15 protein-coding genes and 1 pseudogene are annotated in these 21,054 nt (G+C 68.2%); 10 read left to right on the top strand and 6 right to left on the bottom strand.

Annotated features, from left to right (window positions below):
- The first annotated feature begins 259 nt into the window (after positions 1-259).
- Positions 260-3,691, top strand: coding sequence for a pyruvate carboxylase (locus AC5RW2_RS23935; protein WP_494074699.1), 3,432 nt, complete (start codon positions 260-262; stop codon positions 3,689-3,691).
- Between the two features lie 74 nt (positions 3,692-3,765).
- Here AC5RW2_RS23935 and AC5RW2_RS23940 read toward each other — a convergent pair whose 3' ends face one another.
- Positions 3,766-5,574 carry an AMP-dependent synthetase/ligase gene (locus AC5RW2_RS23940; RefSeq protein WP_493999449.1) on the bottom strand — a complete coding sequence of 603 codons (1,809 nt, stop codon included), beginning with the start codon at positions 5,572-5,574 and terminating at the stop codon, positions 3,766-3,768.
- Positions 5,575-5,749: 175 nt separating this feature from the next.
- Here AC5RW2_RS23940 and AC5RW2_RS23945 point away from each other — a divergent pair, with 175 nt between their 5' ends.
- Positions 5,750-6,709 carry an ROK family glucokinase gene (locus tag AC5RW2_RS23945; RefSeq protein WP_494074700.1) on the top strand — a complete coding sequence of 320 codons (960 nt, stop codon included), beginning with the start codon at positions 5,750-5,752 and terminating at the stop codon, positions 6,707-6,709.
- Positions 6,710-6,723: 14 nt separating this feature from the next.
- Here AC5RW2_RS23945 and AC5RW2_RS23950 read toward each other — a convergent pair whose 3' ends face one another.
- Together AC5RW2_RS23950 and AC5RW2_RS23955 are read right to left on the bottom strand one after the other, a co-directional pair.
- Positions 6,724-7,194: a hypothetical protein gene (locus AC5RW2_RS23950; RefSeq protein WP_493999451.1), complete on the bottom strand. Its 471-nt coding sequence runs from the start codon at positions 7,192-7,194 to the stop codon at positions 6,724-6,726.
- Positions 7,181-7,969 (bottom strand): alpha/beta hydrolase, encoded by a 789-nt coding sequence (locus AC5RW2_RS23955; protein ID WP_494023253.1) that lies wholly within the window; start codon positions 7,967-7,969, stop codon positions 7,181-7,183. Before AC5RW2_RS23955 ends, AC5RW2_RS23950 begins: the two co-directional genes overlap by 14 nt.
- 160 nt (positions 7,970-8,129) lie before the next feature.
- Between AC5RW2_RS23955 and AC5RW2_RS23960 the strand changes: the two are divergent.
- Together AC5RW2_RS23960 and AC5RW2_RS23965 are read left to right on the top strand one after the other, a co-directional pair.
- A pseudogene (locus tag AC5RW2_RS23960) lies at positions 8,130-8,816 on the top strand (lysophospholipid acyltransferase family protein); the annotation flags it as partial.
- Positions 8,817-9,273: 457 nt separating this feature from the next.
- Positions 9,274-10,659: a class II 3-deoxy-7-phosphoheptulonate synthase gene (locus AC5RW2_RS23965; RefSeq protein WP_493999453.1), complete on the top strand. Its 1,386-nt coding sequence runs from the start codon at positions 9,274-9,276 to the stop codon at positions 10,657-10,659.
- 160 nt (positions 10,660-10,819) lie between these two features.
- Here AC5RW2_RS23965 and pknB read toward each other — a convergent pair whose 3' ends face one another.
- Positions 10,820-12,802 (bottom strand): Stk1 family PASTA domain-containing Ser/Thr kinase, encoded by a 1,983-nt coding sequence (gene pknB, locus AC5RW2_RS23970; protein WP_494074701.1) that lies wholly within the window; start codon positions 12,800-12,802, stop codon positions 10,820-10,822.
- A gap of 81 nt (positions 12,803-12,883) precedes the next feature.
- The gene (locus AC5RW2_RS23975; protein WP_493999455.1) at positions 12,884-14,653 is read right to left on the bottom strand and encodes a LysM peptidoglycan-binding domain-containing protein; all 1,770 of its coding nucleotides are present in this window, start codon (positions 14,651-14,653) and stop codon (positions 12,884-12,886) included.
- Between the two features lie 181 nt (positions 14,654-14,834).
- Between AC5RW2_RS23975 and AC5RW2_RS23980 the strand changes: the two genes are divergently transcribed.
- The gene (locus AC5RW2_RS23980) at positions 14,835-15,224 is read left to right on the top strand and encodes an Rv2175c family DNA-binding protein (protein WP_493999456.1); all 390 of its coding nucleotides are present in this window, start codon (positions 14,835-14,837) and stop codon (positions 15,222-15,224) included.
- Positions 15,225-15,282: 58 nt separating this feature from the next.
- On the opposite strand, the gene AC5RW2_RS23985 is transcribed toward AC5RW2_RS23980, so the two are convergent.
- Positions 15,283-16,383 (bottom strand): polyprenyl synthetase family protein, encoded by a 1,101-nt coding sequence (locus AC5RW2_RS23985; protein ID WP_494074702.1) that lies wholly within the window; start codon positions 16,381-16,383, stop codon positions 15,283-15,285.
- A 178-nt stretch (positions 16,384-16,561) separates the two neighbouring features.
- On the opposite strand from AC5RW2_RS23985, the gene dinB reads away from it, so the two are divergent.
- From dinB to ftsL, 5 genes are all read left to right on the top strand, one after another.
- Positions 16,562-17,806, top strand: a complete 1,245-nt coding sequence (gene dinB, locus AC5RW2_RS23990) for a DNA polymerase IV (protein ID WP_494074703.1) — start codon at positions 16,562-16,564, stop codon at positions 17,804-17,806.
- Positions 17,807-17,978: 172 nt separating this feature from the next.
- Positions 17,979-18,353 carry an SCO2097 family morphological protein gene (locus tag AC5RW2_RS23995; protein WP_493999458.1) on the top strand — a complete coding sequence of 125 codons (375 nt, stop codon included), beginning with the start codon at positions 17,979-17,981 and terminating at the stop codon, positions 18,351-18,353.
- A gap of 413 nt (positions 18,354-18,766) precedes the next feature.
- The gene (gene mraZ / locus AC5RW2_RS24000) at positions 18,767-19,198 is read left to right on the top strand and encodes a division/cell wall cluster transcriptional repressor MraZ (RefSeq protein WP_493987551.1); all 432 of its coding nucleotides are present in this window, start codon (positions 18,767-18,769) and stop codon (positions 19,196-19,198) included.
- Positions 19,199-19,400: 202 nt separating this feature from the next.
- The gene (gene rsmH, locus AC5RW2_RS24005) at positions 19,401-20,390 is read left to right on the top strand and encodes a 16S rRNA (cytosine(1402)-N(4))-methyltransferase RsmH (RefSeq protein WP_493999459.1); all 990 of its coding nucleotides are present in this window, start codon (positions 19,401-19,403) and stop codon (positions 20,388-20,390) included.
- On the top strand, positions 20,387-21,052 hold the full coding sequence (gene ftsL / locus AC5RW2_RS24010) for a cell division protein FtsL (protein WP_494025803.1): 666 nt from the start codon (positions 20,387-20,389) through the stop codon (positions 21,050-21,052). The genes rsmH and ftsL overlap by 4 nt, the downstream gene beginning before the upstream one ends.
- The last annotated feature ends 2 nt before the right edge of the window (positions 21,053-21,054 follow it).

Here is a 21,054-nt window from a genome sequence, read left to right on the forward strand (position 1 = left end):
GATAAGTCTTCACGGCACCCTATTCATCATAAGTGGAGCGCCGCAGCACACCGTGCCACCCGCGCCGCCGGGGCGTTTCGCAGCTTGCGCCGTAACATGCGGCCCGTGAGGACCGCCGCGGCGCGTGATCTGTGCAACACTGGCTTGCCAGCCCGGCTCGCAGTCCGTGAGACTTGGCTCACTGAGTCCGCCGGCGCCGGCGCCGGACGGTCGGTGCTTCACCCCCAAAGTCCGGACCCGGCAACGATGCAGGAGTGAAATGTTCGAAAAGATCTTGGTAGCCAACCGTGGCGAAATCGCCATCAGGGCCTTCCGTGCGGCCTACGAACTGGGCGCCAAAACGGTGGCTGTCTTCCCGTATGAAGACCGCAACTCGATCCACCGGCAGAAGGCCGACGAAGCGTATCTGATCGGCGAGCAGGGGCATCCCGTCCGGGCTTACCTCGACGTCAACGAAATCATTCGGGTCGCCAAGGAGTCGGGCGCGGACGCCATCTACCCGGGTTACGGATTCCTGTCCGAGAATCCCGAGCTGGCCCGCGCCGCTGCCGGTGCCGGCATCGCCTTCGTCGGCCCCAAGGCCGATGTGCTGGAGCTCGCGGGTCATAAGGTCCATGCCCTGCAGGCGGCCCGCCGGGCCGGGATCCCGGTGCTGAAGTCCACCGAGCCCAGTGCCGATCCGGAGAAGTTGCTGGCCGAAGCCGAGGAGATAGGCTTCCCGATCTTCGTCAAGGCGGTTGCCGGCGGTGGCGGGCGCGGCATGCGCCGGGTCGACAGCCGCAAGGATCTCCCGGACGCCCTCGCGGCTGCCATGCGGGAAGCCGACACGGCCTTCGGCGATCCGACCGTTTTCCTTGAACAGGCCGTATTGCGGCCGCGCCACATCGAGGTGCAGATCCTGGCCGACGGGCAGGGCAACGTCATGCACCTCTTCGAACGCGACTGCTCGCTCCAGCGCCGGCACCAGAAGGTCATCGAAATCGCCCCCGCACCCAACCTGGACGAGGGCATCCGGCAGGCACTGTACCGGGACGCGGTCACGTTCGCACAGGCGCTCGGATACACCAATGCCGGCACGGTCGAGTTCCTGATAGACACGGTCGGTGAACGGGCCGGGCAGCATGTCTTCATTGAGATGAACCCGCGCATCCAGGTGGAGCATACGGTGACCGAGGAGATCACCGACGTCGACCTGGTACAGTCCCAGCTGCGCATCGCCGCGGGCGAGACCCTGGCCGACCTGGGCCTGTCCCAGCAGGCCGTGTCCGTCAACGGCACGGCCATGCAGTCCCGTATTACCACCGAGGACCCGGCCAACGGCTTCCGTCCCGACGTCGGCAAGGTCACCGCCTACCGGTCGGCCGGCGGCGCCGGTGTCCGGCTGGACGGCGGCACCATCTACACCGGGGCCGAAATCAGCCCGCACTTTGACTCGATGCTGGTCAAGCTCACCTGCCGCGGCCGCGACTTCGCGACGGCGGCCGCCCGCGCCCGGCGTGCGCTGGCCGAGTTCCGCATCCGCGGCGTCTCCACCAACATCGCGTTCCTGCAGGCGGTGCTGGAGGACCCGGACTTCCTTGCCGGCAACGTCGCCACCTCGTTCATCGACGAGCGGCCGGAACTGCTCAAGGCCCGGGTCTCGGCGGACCGCGGGACCAAGCTGTTGACCTGGCTGGCGGACGTCACCGTCAACAAACCGCACGGCGAGCTGCCGGTGTCCACGGCACCGGTGGAGAAGCTGCCCGAACCCGCCAGGCAGGCGCTGGAGGCCACCGGTGCCCTGACGGCCGTTCCGGCGTCCGGCTCCCGGCAGCGGCTGCAGCAACTGGGCCCGGAGAAGTTTGCGGCCGAGCTGCGGGCCCAGACAGCCGTGGCGGTCACGGACACGACCTTCCGTGACGCCCACCAGTCGCTGCTGGCCACCCGGGTACGCACCAAGGACCTGCTCAACGCCGCACCCGCCGTCTCGGCCCTCACCCCGCAGCTGCTCTCGGTCGAGGCGTGGGGCGGCGCAACCTACGATGTCGCGCTGCGGTTCCTGGGCGAGGACCCGTGGGAGCGCCTGGCGGCGCTGCGCCAGGCGATGCCGAACATCTGCCTGCAAATGCTGCTGCGCGGACGGAACACCGTCGGCTATACCCCGTACCCGGAGGAAGTCACCACGGCGTTCGTCCGGGAAGCTGCCGCCACCGGCATCGACATCTTCAGGATCTTCGATGCGCTCAACGACGTCTCCCAGATGGAGCCGGCAATCCGGGCGGTGCGGGAGACGGGAACCGCCGTGGCAGAAGTAGCGCTCTGCTACACCGGAGACCTGCTGGATCCGGCGGAGGACCTGTACACGCTGGACTACTACCTGGAGCTGGCCGGGCGGATCGTCGAGGCCGGGGCGCACATCCTGGCGATCAAGGACATGGCCGGCTTGTTGCGTCCGGCGGCCGCGGCGAAGCTGGTCACGGCGCTGCGCGAGCGCTTCGATTTGCCGGTGCACGTGCATACCCACGACACGGCCGGCGGCCAGCTGGCGACGCTGCTGGCCGCCGTGGATGCCGGCGCAGACGCGGTGGACGTCGCCAGCGCGGCCATGGCCGGCACCACCAGCCAGCCGCCCATGTCGGCGCTCGTCGCGGCGCTGGCGCACACCGAACGCGACACCGGCCTGGACCTGGCCGCCGTCGGCTCGCTGGAGCCCTACTGGGAGGCGGTCCGCCGCGTCTATGCCCCGTTCGAGTCGGGGCTGCCGGGACCGACCGGCCGCGTGTACGCGCACGAGATTCCGGGCGGCCAGCTCTCCAACCTGAGGCAGCAGGCCATCGCGCTGGGACTCGGGGAGCGGTTCGAGGCGATCGAGGACATGTACACCGCCGCGGACAAGATCCTGGGCCGCTTGGTGAAGGTGACCCCGTCGTCCAAGGTGGTGGGCGACCTGGCCCTCCAGCTGGTCGGCGCAAACGTCGATCCGGAGGAGTTCGCGTCCGATCCCGGGAAGTACGATATCCCCGATTCCGTCATTGGCTTCCTCTCCGGCGAGCTGGGCGATCCTCCCGGCGGCTGGCCCGAGCCGTTCCGCACCAAGGCCCTGGCTGGCCGCACCATCAAGCGGCGCGACGAGGAGCTGACGGCCGAGGACTCGGCGGCGCTGGCCGCGGATTCGGCGACCCGGCGCGCGGCCCTGAACCGGCTGCTGTTTGCCGGCCCGGCCAAGGAGTTTGAGAAGATCCGGGACATGTACGGCGATGTGTCCGTGCTGGACACGCTGGACTACCTGTACGGGCTGCAGCCGGGAACCGAACACGTGATCGAGCTTGAGAAGGGCGTCCGCCTGATCGCCATGCTCGGGGCCATCTCCGAGCCGGATGAGAAGGGCATGCGCACCGTGCACTGCACGCTCAACGGCCAGCAGCGCAATGTGATGGTGCGCGACGCCAGCGTGGAATCCGAAGTCAAGGTCGCCGAGAAGGCCGATCCCGCGCAGCCGGGGCACGTGGCGGCTCCGTTCGCCGGCGCCGTCACCGTCCTCGCCAAGGTCGGCGACACCATTAAGGCGGGCGACACGGTGGCCACCATCGAGGCCATGAAGATGGAAGCCGGCATCACCGCTCCCGCCGGAGGCACCGTCACGCGGCTGGCGGTCTCCGCCGTCGAACAGGTCCAGGGCGGGGACCTGCTCCTGGTCATCGACCCGGCGTAGGCCCGAGGCAACCTTCGGGGGGAAACAGGCAGGGCCGCGGCGTGGAAGCCGCGGCCCTGCCTGTTTCGTCGAAGCTACTGACGCACGCCGGCGTAAATCTGCTCCACGTAGTCGTCGAAATCGGCCAGCACCTGCGCCCGCTTGATCTTCAGCGACGGGGTCAGGTGCCCCGATGCTTCCGTGAAGTCGGACGGGATGATCCGGAAGGACTTAATCCCTTCCGCCTGGGAGACGGTCTGGTTGGCGCGGTCGATGAGCGACTGGACCGCCTCCTTCACCACTTCGTGGTCGGCTGCCTGGTCCATGGTGGTGTCGGCCGGCAGGTTGTGGCGGTCCAGCCAGCCGGGCAGGGCCTCCTCGTCCAACGTGATGAGCGCGGAGATAAAAGGCCGGTTGTCGCCGATCACCACGCACTGGGAGACCAGCGCATCGGCGCGGATCTGGTCTTCAAGCAGGGCCGGGACGACGTTCTTGCCGCTGGCGGTGACGATGATTTCCTTCTTCCGGCCGGTGATGCGCAGGAAACCGTCAGCGTCCAGTTCGCCGATGTCTCCGGTGCGGAACCAGCCGTCTTCGAAGGCCTCGGAGGTGAGGTCGGGACGGTTGTAGTAGCCGCGCAGCACGCAGACGCCCTTGGCGAGGATCTCGCCGTCGTCGGCGATCTTGACCGCGTTTCCGGGCAGCGGAGCCCCGACCGAACCGATCTTGACCAGTTTGGGGGTGTTGACGGACACCGGGGCCGTGGTTTCGGTCAGGCCGTAGCCCTCCAGCACCAGAAGGCCGATGCCGTGGAAGAAATGCCCCAGCCGTTCGCCCAGCGGGCCGCCGCCGGAGACCGCGTGCTCGACCCGACCGCCCATCGCTTCGCGGATCTTGTGGTACACCAGCTTGTCGAAGAGCTTGTGCTTGAGCTTGAGCATCAGCGGCACCTTGCCGGCCTCGTCGGCCCGGGACCAGGCGACGGCCGTGTCCGCGGCGGCGTGGAAGATCTTGCCCTTGCCGGCATCCTCGGCCTTGAGCATGGAGTTGTTGTAGACCTTTTCGAACACCCGCGGGACAGCCAGGATGAACGTCGGGCGGTAGCTTTGCAGATCCGGCAGCAGGTTCTTGATGTCCGGCGTATGCGCCACGGTGGCACCCGCGGCGACGCACAGGACGGAGATAAACCGGGCGAAGACGTGGGCCAGCGGCAGGAACATGATGGTCTGCGCGCCCTCGTGGGCGACGTCCGGCAGCGCCGCCGCGGCGTTCTTGGACAGCTCCACGAAATTTCCGTGGGTGAGTTCGCAGCCCTTGGGCCGGCCGGTGGTGCCGGAGGTGTAGATGATCGTGGCCAGATCGTCCAGATTCGCCGCCGTGCGGCGTTCCTCCACCGTGGCGTCGGGCACCTCCCGGCCGGCGGCGCGGAGCGCGTCCAGCGACTCCTCGCCCAATTGCCACACGTGTTTCAGGTCCTCCAAGCCTTCGTTGAGGGCGGCCTGGCGGACCTTCGCCTCATGGGAGGCGCTTTCCGCGAAGACTGCCACAGCCCCGGAGTCGCCGAGGATCCAAGCGATCTGGCTGGGGGAGGAGGTCTCATAAATCGGCACCGACACGGCGCCGGCGAACCAGATGGCGAAGTCCACCAGGGACCATTCGTAGCGGGTGCGGGCCATGATGCCCACCCGGTCGCCCGGCTGAACACCGCTGGAGACCAGCCCCTTGGCCAGCCGGGTCACATCCGCGAGGAACTCAGTGGCACGGATGTCCTGCCACGTCCCGGACGGGTCCTTGCGGGAAAACAGGGCCGGATTCGATGCCTTCTGCGCCTGTTCAACCACCAGACCGGCGATATTGGCCTCCCGCGGAACGTCAACCAGGACGGGCACGCTGTATTCGCGCACGATAGCTCCTCACTTCCTCAGCTGTGGCCAGCTCTGTATAGCCTCCCTGACGGAGGGTGCTTTTAGCCTATAACCTAAATCACAACGGATACCGGCAGGTAACCTACGAAACGGTAACGGTCGGGCCCTCCCTGGCCCGGCAGGCCCGCCGCGAGCGGCTGCCTAAGATGGTGGGGTGGAGAACAGCGCCCTGGCGGTGGGCATAGACATCGGCGGCACCAAGGTGGCGGCCGGGGCCGTCGACCGGGCCGGGCGCGTCGTGGCGGAGCTGGTCCGTCCCACGCCGGGACACGATCCGCGGCACGTGGAACACCTTATCTCGGCGTTGGTGCGGGAGTTGGCTTCCGAGCACGACGTTGCCGCAGTGGGCGTCGGAGCGGCGGGGTGGATGGACCTTGCCGGGGGAACGGTTCTGTTCAGCCCGCACCTGGCGTGGCGGAATGAACCGCTGCGGGACAACCTGGAGCGGCTGCTGGCCCGGCCCGTCAAAGTGGTCAACGACGCCGACGCCGCCGCGTGGGGGGAGTTCCGCTTTGGCGCCGGGACGGGGGAGCGGCGCCTGGTCTGCATCACCTTGGGCACCGGCATCGGCGGGGCGATGGTGATGGATGGCCGGCTGGAGCGGGGCCGGTGGGGTGTTGCCGGGGAATTCGGGCACCAGGTCATTATGCCCGGCGGGCACCGCTGCGCGTGTGGAAACCGCGGCTGCTGGGAGCAATACGCCTCGGGCAACGCCCTGGGCAGGGAGGCCCGGGAGTTGGCCGCGGCGAACTCGCCCGTGGCGCAGCGTTGGCTGGAGGCCGTGGGCGGAACGGTGGCAGACATCACCGGCGCGGTGGTCACGGATCAGGCGAAACGCGCCGACCCCGCCAGCGTCCGGCTGCTGGAAGAGGCCGGCGAGTGGCTGGGGCTGGGGCTGGCCAATCTTGCCGCGGCGCTGGATCCCGGGCTGTTCGTGATCGGCGGCGGCCTGTGCGAAGCCGGGGACCTGCTGTTGGAGCCGGCCCGCCATGCGCTGCAGCGGAACCTGACCGGTCGCGGGTTCCGGCCGGTGGCTGAGGTTCGGGCGGCCGGCCTGGGACCGAAGGCGGGGATGATCGGCGCCGCGGACCTCGCCCGCGGGGCCTCCGTCTGATTCCACGGCCGGCGCTAGACGCGCGCCCCGTCGTCGTGCCCGTCGCGTTCCGTGGGCAGGCGGAAGAGCAGGTAGGCCGCAGAGGCCACGAAGAGGGCCACCAGCGCCAGCACCGCGGTGAAGGGGGCGCCCGGCCAGAACATGGCGGTCAGCAGCAGGCCCAGCGGGGCCCCCACGGCACCGATCCACGCCAGCACCAGCAGCGGCTCGCCGGCGCCCAGCGGGGCAGGTTCCGGCGGGACGTAGCCCTCGTCGTCGTCCGGTTCGGCGACGGTGTAATCGCGCGGCCCGGGCGGCGCTTCATCCGCCGGGACCTCCGGCAGGCGGTTCTCGAAGATCTCGCGCAGGCGCTGGGCATCGCCGCCGTTGCCGGCCGCGGGCCGCTCCGGGGGCATGCCGTCCGCGTTGCCGGAGTCTGTCTCTTCCAGCCGGGCGACCAGATCCTGCCAGGCGGCGTCGTCCCGGTCCTGGTCATGCCCGGGCATGGGTGGCTCCCGTCTGCCCCGGCGCTGTGGCTGCAGTGGCGTGAATGAATTCGGCGGACCGGCGGTAGATCAGCTCGGCGTCGTGGTCCATGGTGGCCACGTGATAGCTGTCCGCCAGCGGCACCACCTCCAGCCGGTCCGTGCCAATCCGCCGCCGGAGCACATCCATGGAAGATTCCGGGACTATGTGGTCCACCGCGGAGCGGAAGACGAGCGTGGGAGCAGTGACGCGTGGCAGGTCGGCCACGACAGTCTTGAAGAGCTGGCCCAGCTGGTGCGCGGCGGCCACCGGGGTGCGTTCATAGGCACCCTCATCCATGCCCGGCTTGTTGATGTCGTTGCCAATGGCCGGCACAGACCGCAGGACATACTTCAACAGGCCCGACAGCGGAGCGCGCCGGTCCGCGATGGTCAGACCCGGGTTGACCAGCAGCACGCCGGAGACCGGACGGTGCGCGGCCAGCCGCAACGCCAACGCTCCGCCCATGGACAGACCGGCCACGAAGACGTGGCTGCGCTCGCGGGCGAGCTCCGAAAAGGCCTGCTCGGCCGCCCCGTACCAGCTTTGCCAACGGGATGTGGCCAAGTCCTGCCACGTGGTGCCGTGACCGGGCAGCAGCGGCAACCGTACTCCGAAGCCGGCATCGGCCAGGCTTTCCGCCCACCCCCGCATACTGCGCGGGGAACCGGTGAAACCATGCAGCAGGACGACGCCGACGCGGGAATTCGGGCCGTGCCCGGGGCTGGAAAAGACGCCGTCGGCAACAGAAGTCATGGCACTATCGTGTCATTACGGGAGCCGTTCGGCCATCAATAGCCGACCGGTTCCTTTCTCCGGCACCCCCATCCCGCGCAGCCACGCAAAGCCAAAGCTGGAGTAGAGTCTCAAGCGGTATTGGTAAAGCGGCCGGCGGCGGCGGAACGGAAAGGCACACGTGTTCTACTGGTTCATGAAGACCATCGTCGTAGGACCGGTGGTCCGGCTACTCTTCCGGCCATGGGTCAAGGGGCTGGACAACATTCCCGACAGCGGCCCCGCGGTGCTGGCCAGCAACCACCTTTCCTTCTCCGATTCGATTTTCCTGCCCCTCGCGGTGCCCCGGCCCGTGGTGTTCCTGGCCAAGAGCGAGTACTTCACCGGCAAGGGCGCCAAGGGCAAGCTCACCGCGGCTTTCTTCAGGATGACCAACCAGCTTCCAATGGACCGATCCGGCGGAGCGGCCTCGGCCACGTCCTTGCTGGCGGGACGGGACGCGCTGCAGGATGGCGGCCTGCTGGGCATCTACCCGGAGGGCACCCGGTCACCGGACGGAAAGCTATACCGCGGCAAGACCGGCGTGGCCAAGTTGGTGCTGCACACCGGCGTGCCGGTGATCCCGGTGGCGATGATCGGCACGGACAAGGTTCAGCCCATCGGCCGGCGCATCCCCAACATCCGCCGGGTGGGCATCATCATCGGCAAGCCGTTGGACTTCTCCCGCTACAAGGGGCTGGAAGACGACCGGTTCATCCAGCGTTCGGTCACCGACGAGATCATGTACGAGATCATGCGGCTCTCCGGCCAGGAATACGTCGACTCGTACGCCAGCACGGTCAAGGCCAAGCTGACCGCCCGCAAACCGGCCAAGACCGAAAACCAGCGCCACGCCGCCGTCGGCCTGCCGCCGGAGCAACCGGAACCTCCGAAGGCCAAAGCGCCCGGCGCCATCACGGTCATCGGCGGAGCGGACCCCGCCGCGGGACGGGAGCCTGCCGCCGCCGCAGGGCCTGAGCCTGCCGCCACCGGGTTGGGGCAGGAACAGCCCGAGGCGGACGGGCAGGCTGCCGGCCACGCCGCAGCGGCCACGCCCTCCGGCGCCCTGCCCGACAGCCCGTCCGACAGCACCGCCGGGCACAGCGGCGGAGCGGGCGCGGCCGCGGCGGAAGGACCGGAGGCCGACGGCCTCCCGGATGCCGGGGGAACAGTCCCGCGATCCGGCCGGAAGGGCCGGCGCTGACGCCGTCGGAATGTGACGCCCGTGTGGCGGCCCATGACCCCTGCACGTGAAGCCAGCGAAGCCGCAGGTCTACGATTGAAGGGTGACCGATACAACCTTCATTTCTTCCGTTCCCGACCAGCTGCCGACGGCAGCGGACTATCCCGGTCTGGATGACTGGCGAGAGCTGCCGGTGGTGCAGCAGCCCACCTGGCACGATCCCTCGGTCTACGCGTCCTCCGTTGCCGAGCTGAACTCCCTGCCGCCGCTGGTCTTTGCCGGGGAAGTCGACGTCCTGCGGGAGCGTCTGGCCCTGGCCGCCGACGGCAAGGCGTTCCTGCTCCAGGGCGGGGACTGCGCCGAAACCTTCGGCGCGGCCACTGCCGACAAGATCAGTGCCCGCGTCAAGACCATCCTGCAGATGGCCGTGGTGCTCACCTACGGCGCCTCGCTGCCCGTGATCAAGATGGGCCGGATGGCCGGGCAGTTCGCGAAGCCCCGCTCGTCCAACGACGAAACCCGTGAAGGCGTGACCCTGCCGGCCTACCGCGGCGACATGGTCAATGGCTTCGAATTCACCCCCGAGTCCCGGGCCCACGATGCCAGCCGGATGGTGCAGGCGTACCACACGTCCGCTTCCACCCTGAACCTGATTCGGGCTTTCACCCAGGGCGGTTTCGCCGACCTGCGCCTGGTGCACCACTGGAACAAGGGCTTCACGGCCAACCCGGCGCATTCGCGCTACGAGTCACTGGCACGCGAAATCGACCGCGCCGTGAAGTTCATGGATGCCTGCGGCGCCGACTTCGACGCCCTCAAGCGGGTCGAGTTCTTCGCCAGCCACGAGGCGCTGGTGCTGGACTACGAGCGCGCGCTGACCCGCATCGATTCGCGGACGGGACTGCCCTACAACACCTCCGGGCATTTCCTCTGGATCGGTGAACGCACCCGCCAGCTGGACGGCGCCCACGTGGACTTCCTGTCCCGGGTGCGGAACCCCATCGGCGTCAAGCTGGGCCCGACCACGTCCGCCGACGACGCCCTGCGGCTGATCGACAAACTGGATCCCGAGCGCGAGCCGGGCAGGCTGACCTTCATCACGCGGATGGGTGCCGGCAACATCCGGCACAAGCTGCCGGAGCTCGTCAAGCGGGTCACGGAGAGCGGCGCCAAGGTGCTCTGGGTGACTGACCCCATGCACGGCAACACGGTCACCTCGCCCAACGGCTACAAAACCCGGAACTTCGACGACGTCATCGAGGAGGTGCGCGGTTTCTTCGACGTGCACCACGAACTGGGCACCTTCCCGGGCGGCCTGCACGTGGAAATGACCGGCGACGACGTGGCGGAGTGCCTGGGCGGCGCCGATCCCATCGATCAGAACGCCTTCCTGGACCGCTACGAGTCCGTCTGCGACCCGCGGCTGAACCACATGCAGTCCCTGGAGATGGCGTTCCTGGTGGCGGGAGCGCTCTCCCGCCAGCGGTAGCCCGCCGCACGCCCGCCGTCCCGCGCTCCTCAGGACCGGGACGAAATGGAAGGCCCGGAACCAAGTGAACAGGTTCCGGGCCTTCCGGCTTCACAAGACGCGGGCGGCGTGAGCGTCGTCGGTCCGCCGGCTCAGGCTCTTGCTCGCGCCCGGGACGGCATCACACCACGGTCAGCGTGATGACCGAGCCCTCCGGCAGCGACCCGCTGTCCGGGTCCTGCGTCCGCACGGTGCCGAAGAAGCCGCCGAGGAACTCCTTGACCTTCACCTCGAAGCCCAGTTCCTCCAGCGCGCGCTTGGCGTCGTCCACCTGCCGGCCCACGGTGTCCGGGACCTCGACCATCCGCGGGCCCTTGGAGAGCGTCAGCGTCACGGTGTCACCGCGGATGACCTGGCCTTCGGCCGGCGTCTGCGCCGCGACCGAGCCGGCCGGGACGTTGCGGTCGAACACGGCCTCCGGGGCCACCGCCACCTTCAGGCCGGCGCCTTCCAGGGCTGCGGCGGCGTCGGACTGCGGCTGGCCCACCACCTGCGGCACGCTGAACGGCTTCGGCCCCTTGGAGACCGTGAGCCCGACGGCGGTGCCCCGCCGCAGTTGTTCGCCCTCGCCGGGTTTGTGGCTGAGAACCGTACCCGCCGCTGCTTCTTCGTCGTACTTCTCCTTGACATCACCGGCGGCCAGCCCGGCCTCCTCCAGCGCGGCGGTGGCCTCTTCCACGCTCATGCCCGCCAACGCGGGCACGCCGAACAGCTCCGGCCCCTTCGAGACCACGAGGGCCACCTGCTCGAAGCGGCGGACTTCGACGGGCGCATCGGGTTCCGTGCCGACGGCTACCCCCGCGGCCAGCTTCTCGTCGAAGACTTCCTTGAGCGTGTACTCCAACCCCTGTTCCCGCAGCATGCCCTCGGCTTCGGCCACCGGCTTGCCGGCGACGTCCGGCACGGAAACAATGGCGCCGGGCCCCATGCCGAAGAACCACCCTGCGGCTGCGACCAAGGCGGCCAGGATGGCCAGCACCACAATCCAGATGATGCCCCGGCGCCGGGGATTTCCGCGGCGCAGGTTTTGTTCGGGACGCCGCGACCGGCGGGCCAGTTCCCGCTGGCGCTTCTTGGATTCGCGGGCGGAGAGCGTGCGCTGCTGGCCGGCCGGTGCCGCCGCGGCGGCCTCGCCGGCGCTGAAAACCTGCGTGTGGTTTGCGGAGCGGGAGATGACGGTGGTGCGGTGCGGATCGGACGGGATGACCTGGGTGGATGATGTTCCCGCCGGCTCGGCCCGGGGTGGCCGGGCATCCAGCTGGGCGTCGCTGAGGGATTTGTGCACGTGCCGCAGTTCACCCAGCAGCGCGGCGGCGTCCACCGGCCGCTGGTCCGGATCGGACCCGGTGCACCAGAGCACCAGTTCGTCGAGATCGGGAGCCAGCCCGGGAACCAGGGTCGACGGCGCAGGGACGGTGGAATTGACGTGCTGGAATGCCACCTGGATCGGCACGTCGCCGGTGAACGGCTGACGCCCGGTCAGCATCTCGAACAGCATGATGCCGACCGAGTAGACATCGCTGCGTTCATCGGACGCGGTTCCGGTGACCAATTCGGGCGGCAGGTACGCCACCGTCCCGATCAGGGACCCGGTATTGGTGCTGGTGGTCACGGCGCGCGCCAGGCCGAAGTCTCCGAGCTTGACCCGGCCGTCGTCGGACATCAGCACGTTCTCCGGCTTGATGTCACGGTGCACCAGACCGGCGGCGTGCGCGGCGGCCAGCCCCTCGATCACAGGATCAAGGACAGCCAGCGCATGCCGCGGCGTCAGCGGAGCGGACTCGTCGAGCAGGTCCCGCAGCGTGTGTCCGGGCACGTATTCCATCGCGAGGTAGGCGACGTTGCCGTCGATGCCCTGGTCGTAGACGCCCACCACATGGGGGTGTGAGAGCCGGGCCGCGGACTTGGCCTCGCGTTCAAACCGTTCCAGGAAGCCGGCGTCTTCCGCCAGGTAGGGATAGAGGACCTTGAGCGCCACATTGCGGTCCAGCCGGGTGTCGGACGCCAGGTAAACGGTGGACATTCCGCCGCGCGCCAGGCGCGAGGCAACCCGGTAGCGCCCGTCGATCAGGGCGCCGACCAGTGAATCAGTTGCCGGTTGCACTCTACGATCCTAAGTCCGATGAGCGAAAGGACCCGAATCCACACCGGGGTTCGGGTCCTTTTGCCACGGGGGCGGTGGCCGCTAGAACTTCTTCATGTGCGATTTAACCGCTGCCACGTAGGCCTTCGTGTCGTTGTACATGCCGTACGTCATCACGCCGTACTGGCCCTGGTAGTAGGACGCAATGGCGATGTCCAGGGACGGGCTGGTGCTCACCAGGGACCGGATGATCGCTACGCCGGCGGTTGCGTTGTCGTAGGGGTCCAGCAGGTTGAGCTTGCGGCCCACCAGGGTCGAGGCCCACTCGCCCGAGGACGGAATGACCTGCATGGCGCCGATCGCGTTGGCCGGCGACACGGCGTCCTGCTGGAAGCCGGATTCCTGGTAGGCGTGCGCCAGGGCGAGCCGCGGGTCCACCCCCATCTTGACGGCCGTCTCGGCGATGATGTCTTTCATCTGCGCCTGGGTGGGCTGCGGGGTGGAGAGCAGCAGGCGCTTGTTCTCGTTCGCCTTGCCCACCACGGCGGCCGGGTAGGTGTAGTGCAGGAAGGTACTGGGAACCAGCGGCTGGGCCGACGCGGTCCCCACAGTCGACGTCGTGGTTTGCGCACCGCCGGGGACGCTGATCTTCTGGCCCGGGTGGATGATCGACGTCGACTTCAGGCCGCTGGACTGCAGCAGGCTGGACAGGGTCACGTTCAGCTTGGCGGCAATGCCGGAAAGCGTATCGCCGGACTTGACCGTATAGCTGCCCGCGCCGGTGGCTGCGCCGTTGTTGGCCGGGGCCTTGGACGACGCCGACGCGCTGGTAACCGACGAACCGCTCACCTTAATTTTCTGGCCCGGGTAAATGACCGAGGTGACCTTGAGGTTGTTGGCGGAGAGGACGGCGCCCAGGCTCATGCCGTGGCGGGCGGCGATGCCGGAGAGGGTATCGCCCGGCCTGACCGTGTAGCTGCCGGTGCCGGAGGGCGCGACCGACGTGGTGGAAGGTTTCGCCTGCGCGGCCGGGGCGGAGGCGCTGGAGGCCTTGGCCGCGCCGTTGACCGAGATCTTCTGGCCCGGGTAGATGATCGAGCTGATCTTGAGGTTGTTGGCGGAGAGGAGGGCGCCCAAACCCATGCCGTGCTTGGCGGCAATCCCGGAGAGGGTATCGCCCGACTTGACCGTGTAGCTGCCGGTACCGGCGACGGTTTTGGTGGAAGGTTTCGCACGGGTAACGGTTGAGGCGGCCGAGACCTGGGCGGCGCCGCCGTTGACCGAGATCTTCTGGCCCGGGTAGATGATCGAGCTGATCTTGAGGTTGTTGGCCGAGAGCACGGCGCCCAGGCTCATGCCGTGCTTGGCGGCGATGCCGGAGAGGGTATCGCCGGACCTGACGGTGTAGCTGCCGGAACCCGACGAGGACTGCTTCGCGGCGTTGCCGGAGGACTTGGCGGCCGAGCCGCCCAGCTTGATCTTCTGCCCCGGGTGAATGATGGTGCTGGCACTGAGGCCGTTCAGCGACAGTACCTTCTGCGTGGAGAGGCCGTACCGGGCCGCGATGCCGCTGATCGTCTCGCCGGCCCTCACCGTATGGACGGCGGGAGTGTTCTGCGCCCGCAGGGAAGCGGGCAATCGGGCGGCAACCTGGGAAGCGGGAATGAAAGCGGTCGCCGGAACCGTAACGCCCGGAATCGCCGCCTTGGGCTGCAGCGCAGAGCGCGGCGGCAGCTCGGCTGCCTGGGCCGGCATGGCCAAGGCAGCGGAGGACAGCACGACGGCGGGAATCGCCGCGGTTGCTGCCGCGGACAGTAGTACCCGGCGGGGCTGGCTGCGGTCGTTGCGCGTGATCGGGCGCTGATCGGTCATTGGTGTCCCTCATCCTTGTTCTGCGGCCTGGCGAGCGTCCCCCAACGGGCCGCACAGTGGTACTGGTGTGCCGTTTGTTATCGATGTGAAAGCTGTTACTCAAGTGAATTTACACTATTGACGCATAACACAAAAGCCATCGGCGGAGAATGAAGAATGAAGGCGGCGTGTCGAAAAGGAAATGGCTCCCCGGGGGCCGCCATGGCACCCTTATACGGTGAGTGAACTTGAAGAACTGATTACCGACTGGCTGCCCCTTCCCGACGTCGCCGAACAACTGGACGTCTCCATTAAAAAGGTGCACGCCCTGCTCGAAGAACGCGCCTTGGTGGAGGCGCGCGTGGGGGAGCGCAGGATCCGCTCGGTGCCGGCGGCGTTCCTGGTCGGCGGGACCGTGCTCGAAAGCCTCAAGGGGACCCTGGCGGTGCTGTCCGACGCCGGCTACAGCGATGAGGAAGCCCTGGTCTGGCTCTTCACCGCCGATGACTCGCTGCCCGGCCGGCCCATCGACGCGCTGCGCGAGGGCCGCAAAACCGAGATCCGCCGCCGCGCCCAGGCGCTCGGCTGGTAGGGACCCGGTAGCCGGCGCAATTGCCCAACCCGCGGGGGTCGGGCCCCGGGCTGCCGGCTCAGGCGCTGCGGCGCACCGCTGCGTCGGCCAGCATGCCCAGGGCCTGCCGCACACCGTCGGCCACCGGCAGGGCCGCCAGGGCCGCCTCGACCGCGGCGGTCCGGTCGGCAATCATTTGCTCGGCGGCAGCCAGGGCGCCGCTTCCGGTGATCAGGTCCCGCAGTTCTTCCACCGCCGCGTCCGAGAGTTCCGGTGAACCGAGCCGCGTCTCCAGCAGGGCGCGTTCGGCCGGCGTGCAGTGGTTGAGCGTGTGCGCAATCAGGACCGTGCGTTTGCCTTCCCGCAGGTCGTCCCCGGCCGGCTTGCCGGTGGTGGCCGGATCGCCGAACACGCCCAGCACGTCGTCGCGGATTTGGAAGGCCTCGCCCAAGGGCAGCGAGAATGCCTCGTAGGCCTCCAGCAGGCCGGTAGAAGCGCCGGCCAGCGCACCGCCCACGCTCAGGGGATGCACGGTGGAGTACTTGGCCGACTTGTAGCGGAGGATCTGCAGCGCGCGGTCCACGGCGGCTTCGGCCGGGCGCCCCGGTCCGGCAGCTTCCTCCAGCAGGTCCAGATACTGCCCGGCCATGACCTCCGCGCGCATGCGGTTGAAAATTGCGCGGGCCGGCGTTCCTGACGCGGACTCCGCCCCGATGCCGGCAAAGACTTCTTCGCTGAGGGACAGGCAGAGGTCGCCGGCCAGCAGGGCGGCGGCCTGCCCGTAGCGCTCGGCGTCCAGCGCCCAGCCGTTGAGCCGGTGCTGCTGCTCGAACCGCCGGTGCACGCTCGGGCTGCCCCGCCGGGTGTCCGAGCGGTCGATGATGTCGTCGTGGATCAGTGCCGCGGCCTGGAAGAGCTCCAGCGCGACTCCCGCCTGAACGGCCTGGCTGGCGAGCACGGACCCCCCTGCCCCGCGCCAGCCCCAGTAGGCCAACAGCGCCCGGAGGCGCTTGCCGCCCGCGGTGAGGTCGGTGATGGCCTCCACCAGCGGTGCCGCGTCCGGAGCCGCATCCTGCAGCAGGTCCTTCTGTCCGGCCAGGAACTCCCGGAGCAACCCGGCCACGGCCTGCCGGAAGTCTTCCTGTTCCGCCGCGCTCGTTGTGGTCGCAGAGGGTTCCATGCCGTTACCTCCGGTCTGCCCGTGCGGGGAGGGATTCGTCAGGGCGGTACAGCATGCGGCGGAGCTCCTCGCGGTGGTACTGATGTCTGCAGCCAGTCTAGACAATCCGGCCGGGCGCCGGGCCGCCCGCCCGCAGCATCGGCGGCACCGCAGGCGGCAGCCAGCCTACGATAGTGCTGTGACCTCCCCGGACCAGCAAAACTGCACCATTCTCCACGTGGACATGGACGCCTTTTTCGTGGGTGTGGAGTTGCTGGAGCGGCCGGAGCTGGTCGGGCAGCCGGTCATCGTGGGATCCGCCTCGGGCCGGGCGGTGGTGCTCTCGGCGTCGTACGAGGCCCGCAAATACGGTGTCCGCTCGGCGATGCCGATGGCCCGGGCCCGCATGCTGTGCCCGCAGGCGCTCATCATTGAACCCAGCCACGGCAAGTACCAGCAGGCCTCGACCCGGATCATGGCGATCTTCCGGGAAATCACGCCGTACGTGGAACCGCTCAGCGTCGACGAAGCCTTCCTCGATGTGGCCGGTGCCCGCCGGCGGCTGGGCGAACCGCTGGAGATCGGCGCGCTGATCCGCCGTAGGATCTCGTCCGAGCTGGGACTGACCGCGACGGTGGGCATCGCCACGACCAAGTTCGTGGCCAAGATAGCCTCCACGCACGCCAAGCCGGACGGCCTGCTGCTCATACCCGAGGCCGAGACGGTCGACTTCCTGCATTCCCTGCCGGTGGGGGCCCTCTGGGGAGTCGGCGCCAAGACGCGGGAGGTCCTGGCCCGCCTTGGGATCCGTACCGTTGCCGACGTGGCGCACACGCCGCCCGCGGCGCTGCACCGCGTCCTGGGCGCCACCGGCGACCACGTCCATCGGCTGGCCTGGGGAATGGACGACAGGGCGGTCACCCCTGAACGGGTGGAGAAAAGCGTAGGTGCCGAAGAAACCTTCGAAAAGGACGTCGACGACGACGAGGTGCTCGAGCGCGAGCTCCTGCGGCTGGCCTACCGGACGGCCGCCAGGCTCCGCGCCGGGAACATGCGCGCCGGAACCATAGCGTTGAAACTCAGATATTCCGACTTCACCACCTTGAACCGGTCACGGAAGCTGCCGGCGCCCTCGAACAGCGCCCAGCAGTTGCAGGCCGCCGCTGCGGCGCTTTTGTCGGCCCTCGGCGAGCGGCCGCAGGCGGTCCGGCTCATCGGGTTGCGGGCGGAGCAGTTGGAGGACGCCGGCCGGGGCGGCCAGCAGTTGAGCTTCGACGGCCACGAAGACACGTGGCACAGCGCCGAACAGGCCCTGGACGAGGTGAACCGGAAGTTCGGCGGCGCGGGGATTGTGCCTGCCTCGCTGCTGAAGTCCGGGCCCCGCAAGCCGGCGGAGCAGGGCCCGGAATCCCGCCGCCGGCCGGGCCGGGGCCAAGGTGCGTGAAATCGGGACGGGTGGGATCACAGGTGGGTCATCGTGGCTTTTGATTGCAGGCTTTGCGCTCTATTCTTAGTAGCAGAGGTCAATTCGGTTCCGGTTGGTTTCAGGAACTCTTGTCCCGCGGAGTTCGTTGTACGCTATGCACCCTTGGGGGACTGGAACAAAGGAGGCTCAGATGCCACTCTCAGAGCATGAACAGCGGCTGCTGGAACAACTGGAGCAGCAGTTGCATGCTGATGACCCGAAGTTTGCCAGCCACATGGAATCGGCCAGCGGCCGATCGTTGTCGACGCGCCACATCGTCGTGGGCTCACTCGTCGCGATTGCCGGAATCCTGGTCCTGCTCACCGGCATCCTCAGCCAGATCATCGCCGTCGGAGTCCTGGGATTCGTCATCATGGGTGCCGGCGTCTACTGGGCCACCACGCGTCGCGCCGGGGCAGGGTCGCCGCGGGCGACCGGCACCAGGCAGACTTCCTCATCGAAGGGCGGCTTCATGGCCAGCCTCGAGGAGCGGTGGGACGAGCGGCATCACGGCGAAGACCGCTGACATAAGACCCGGCCGCCGGAGCAGCCGTTGAGGCTCCTCCACTTCGCCCCACCCGGCAGCTAGCGGCCGAAAGGCACGAAGGCAAGACCCGTCAAACGTCGGGTCTTTTCGTGTTTAAAGGCCCCGTGTGGGCCGGGTCCCGCCCGTTTCCCGGCGCAACGGCCGCATCGGCCGGCCTGGACGCGATCCAACAGGAAACTTCTACTGCCGGGTTCCCCAGGCCCTCCACTTTCCCTCCACTCTGCTCCACCCGCCTGCTTCCGCGCCCTCACGCGGAGGGCGCCGAACATTTCCAGCTACAAAAGGGGCCGGAAGTAGTTGACTGTGGCGTGATGTGGAGTAAAGTGGAGGACATAAGAGGGTAGTGGTGACGCAGGGGGCGACGGTCTCCTCCAATCGGCAGGGCGGTGGCGATGTTCCTCGGGACACACTCGCCGCGGCTCGACGAGAAGGGGCGCCTGATACTTCCCGCAAAGTTCCGCGAGGAGCTTGCCGATGGACTCGTCCTGACGAGAGGCCAGGAGCGTTGCATCTACGTCTTCAGCCAGAAGGAATTCGAGCGGGTTCACGAGGAGATGCGGAAGGCTCCGATATCTTCCCGCCACGCCCGTGACTACATTCGCGTCTTTCTGTCAGGAGCCTCTGACGAAGTTCCGGATAAGCAGGGCCGGGTCACCATCCCGCCGGCACTGCGGACCTATGCAGGGCTGGACCGGGAGCTGGCGGTCATCGGTGCGGGAACCCGCGCTGAGATCTGGGATGCCCGGGCCTGGGACGACTACCTCCAGGAGCAGGAAACCGCCTTCTCCGAAACAGACGAAGACGTATTGCCCGGAGTCTTTTGACCCCGGGACGACAAACAGCACACGCGGCACGGACGTTCTTGGATGAGATCTCCAGCCGCCCGGCAGGTCCAACCTGGCTCACCTTCCCCGGAGCCAGGCGGGACAGGCCAGGCGCGGATGGGGATCTGGTTCAAGGACTTTCGGACTTAAAGACTCCAGCGACCAACCGGTCCCGGGCACCAGCAGGAAAGAAGGCTTCAGGATGAACAGCGAGCGGCCGGCAGGGGAGCGCCACATTCCGGTGCTCCGCGACCGCTGCATCAACCTGCTCGCCCCGGCCGTCGAACGTGCGGTGGCCGAACGCGGCCGCGCCGTCGTCGTCGATGCGACGCTCGGCATGGGCGGGCATTCGGAGGCCTTGCTGCAGCGTTTTCCGCAGCTGCACCTGATCGGGATCGACCGGGACGAACAGGCGCTGGCGTTGGCCGGAGAGCGGCTGCGCCGCTTCGCGGAGCGCACCGATCTGGTTCACGCGGTGTACGACGAGATCGCCGACGCGGTTGACGACCTCGGCGTCGGCCAGATCGACGGCGCGCTGTTCGACCTGGGCGTCTCCTCGCTCCAGCTGGACGAGCGGGACCGCGGCTTCGCCTATTCCTACGACGCGCCCCTGGACATGCGGATGGACACCAGCCGGGGCATGACTGCCGCGGACATTGTCAACACGTATGCCGAGGCGGACCTGGTGCGCATCATCCGGCGCTGGGGCGAAGAGAAGTTCGCCGGACGCATCGCCTCCAGCATTGTGGCAGCCCGCGACGAGGCCCCGCTGACCACCACGGGCCAACTCGTGGACGCGATCCGCAAGGTCGTGCCGGCTGCTGCGGCGCGGACCGGCGGCCATCCGGCGAAACGCACCTTCCAGGCACTGCGGATCGAGGTCAACGAGGAGCTGGACGTGCTCGAGCGGGCCTTGCCGGCCGCCATCGACGTGCTGGCGCTGGGCGGCCGGATCGTCGTGATGTCCTACCACTCGCTGGAGGACAAGATCACCAAGGCCGTTTTCGGACAGCTCTCGAAGTCATCCGCACCCCGCGGGTTCCCCGTCGAGCTGGAAGAACACAAGCCGCAGCTGAAGACCCTGACCAAGGGCACCGAAGTGCCGACGGCGGCAGAGATTGCAGAAAACCCGCGGGCGGCTTCGGCCAAGCTGCGGGCGGTAGAACGGATCCGGAACAGGAGCGCAAAATGAGTGCCAGTGCCCACGCGGCCCGTCCCGACCAGCATCAGTACGTGCACGGCAGTGCCGTGCCGGCCCGAGGTCCCGCAGCGGCGCCCCGGCAGGCCCCCCGCCGCACCCCGCTCTCCGTCGTACCCAACAGCCCGACGCGCAAGCGCGTGCCGTTCGCCCTGTTCTGTTTCACGGTTCTGGTGCTCGCGCTCGGCAGCGTCCTGATGCTGAACATCTCGGTCTCCAGCGGGCAGTACAAACTGGTGGAGCTGCGCAACGAGCAGGTCTCCCTGGCCCAGGCGAACGAAAAACTGACACAGCAACTCGAAAACCACCAGGCTCCCCAGAATCTTGCCGCGAAGGCGGCAGAATTGGGGATGGTAACGTCTCCGTCGGTCGGCTCCATCAATCTGGAGAGCCAGAAGGTCACCGGGAAGCCGAAGGCGGCGGAACCAGGCGCAGCCCCGGAGCTGTTGGTGGCCCAGCCGGAAAATCCGGTCCAAAAGCCGGCCGCGAAGGATGAAGCCGGGAAGAAGGACGGCACCCCCGCGGCGGCGAAGGAACCGGCGAAACCTGCTGCCGCTGCTGAAGCCGGTGCAGAAGAAGGCGCGGCACCGAAACCCGCCGAAAAGCAGCTGAACGGCGGCAGCATCCCGGCGCCGAAGCAACAGACAGGCCAGTAATC

This window comes from Arthrobacter sp. B0316-1-20 (assembly GCF_059091865.1).

Coding starts and splice junctions, on each gene's coding strand:
- AC5RW2_RS23935 (WP_494074699.1), top strand. CDS start 260: ATGTTCGAAAAGATCTTGGTAGCCAACCGTGGCGAAATCGCCATCAGG.
- AC5RW2_RS23950 (WP_493999451.1), bottom strand. CDS start 7,194: ATGCCCGGGCATGACCAGGACCGGGACGACGCCGCCTGGCAGGATCTG.
- AC5RW2_RS23955 (WP_494023253.1), bottom strand. CDS start 7,969: ATGACTTCTGTTGCCGACGGCGTCTTTTCCAGCCCCGGGCACGGCCCG.
- AC5RW2_RS23975 (WP_493999455.1), bottom strand. CDS start 14,653: ATGACCGATCAGCGCCCGATCACGCGCAACGACCGCAGCCAGCCCCGC.
- AC5RW2_RS23980 (WP_493999456.1), top strand. CDS start 14,835: ATGGCTCCCCGGGGGCCGCCATGGCACCCTTATACGGTGAGTGAACTT.
- AC5RW2_RS23985 (WP_494074702.1), bottom strand. CDS start 16,383: ATGGAACCCTCTGCGACCACAACGAGCGCGGCGGAACAGGAAGACTTC.
- AC5RW2_RS23995 (WP_493999458.1), top strand. CDS start 17,979: ATGCCACTCTCAGAGCATGAACAGCGGCTGCTGGAACAACTGGAGCAG.
- mraZ (WP_493987551.1), top strand. CDS start 18,767: ATGTTCCTCGGGACACACTCGCCGCGGCTCGACGAGAAGGGGCGCCTG.
- rsmH (WP_493999459.1), top strand. CDS start 19,401: ATGAACAGCGAGCGGCCGGCAGGGGAGCGCCACATTCCGGTGCTCCGC.
- ftsL (WP_494025803.1), top strand. CDS start 20,387: ATGAGTGCCAGTGCCCACGCGGCCCGTCCCGACCAGCATCAGTACGTG.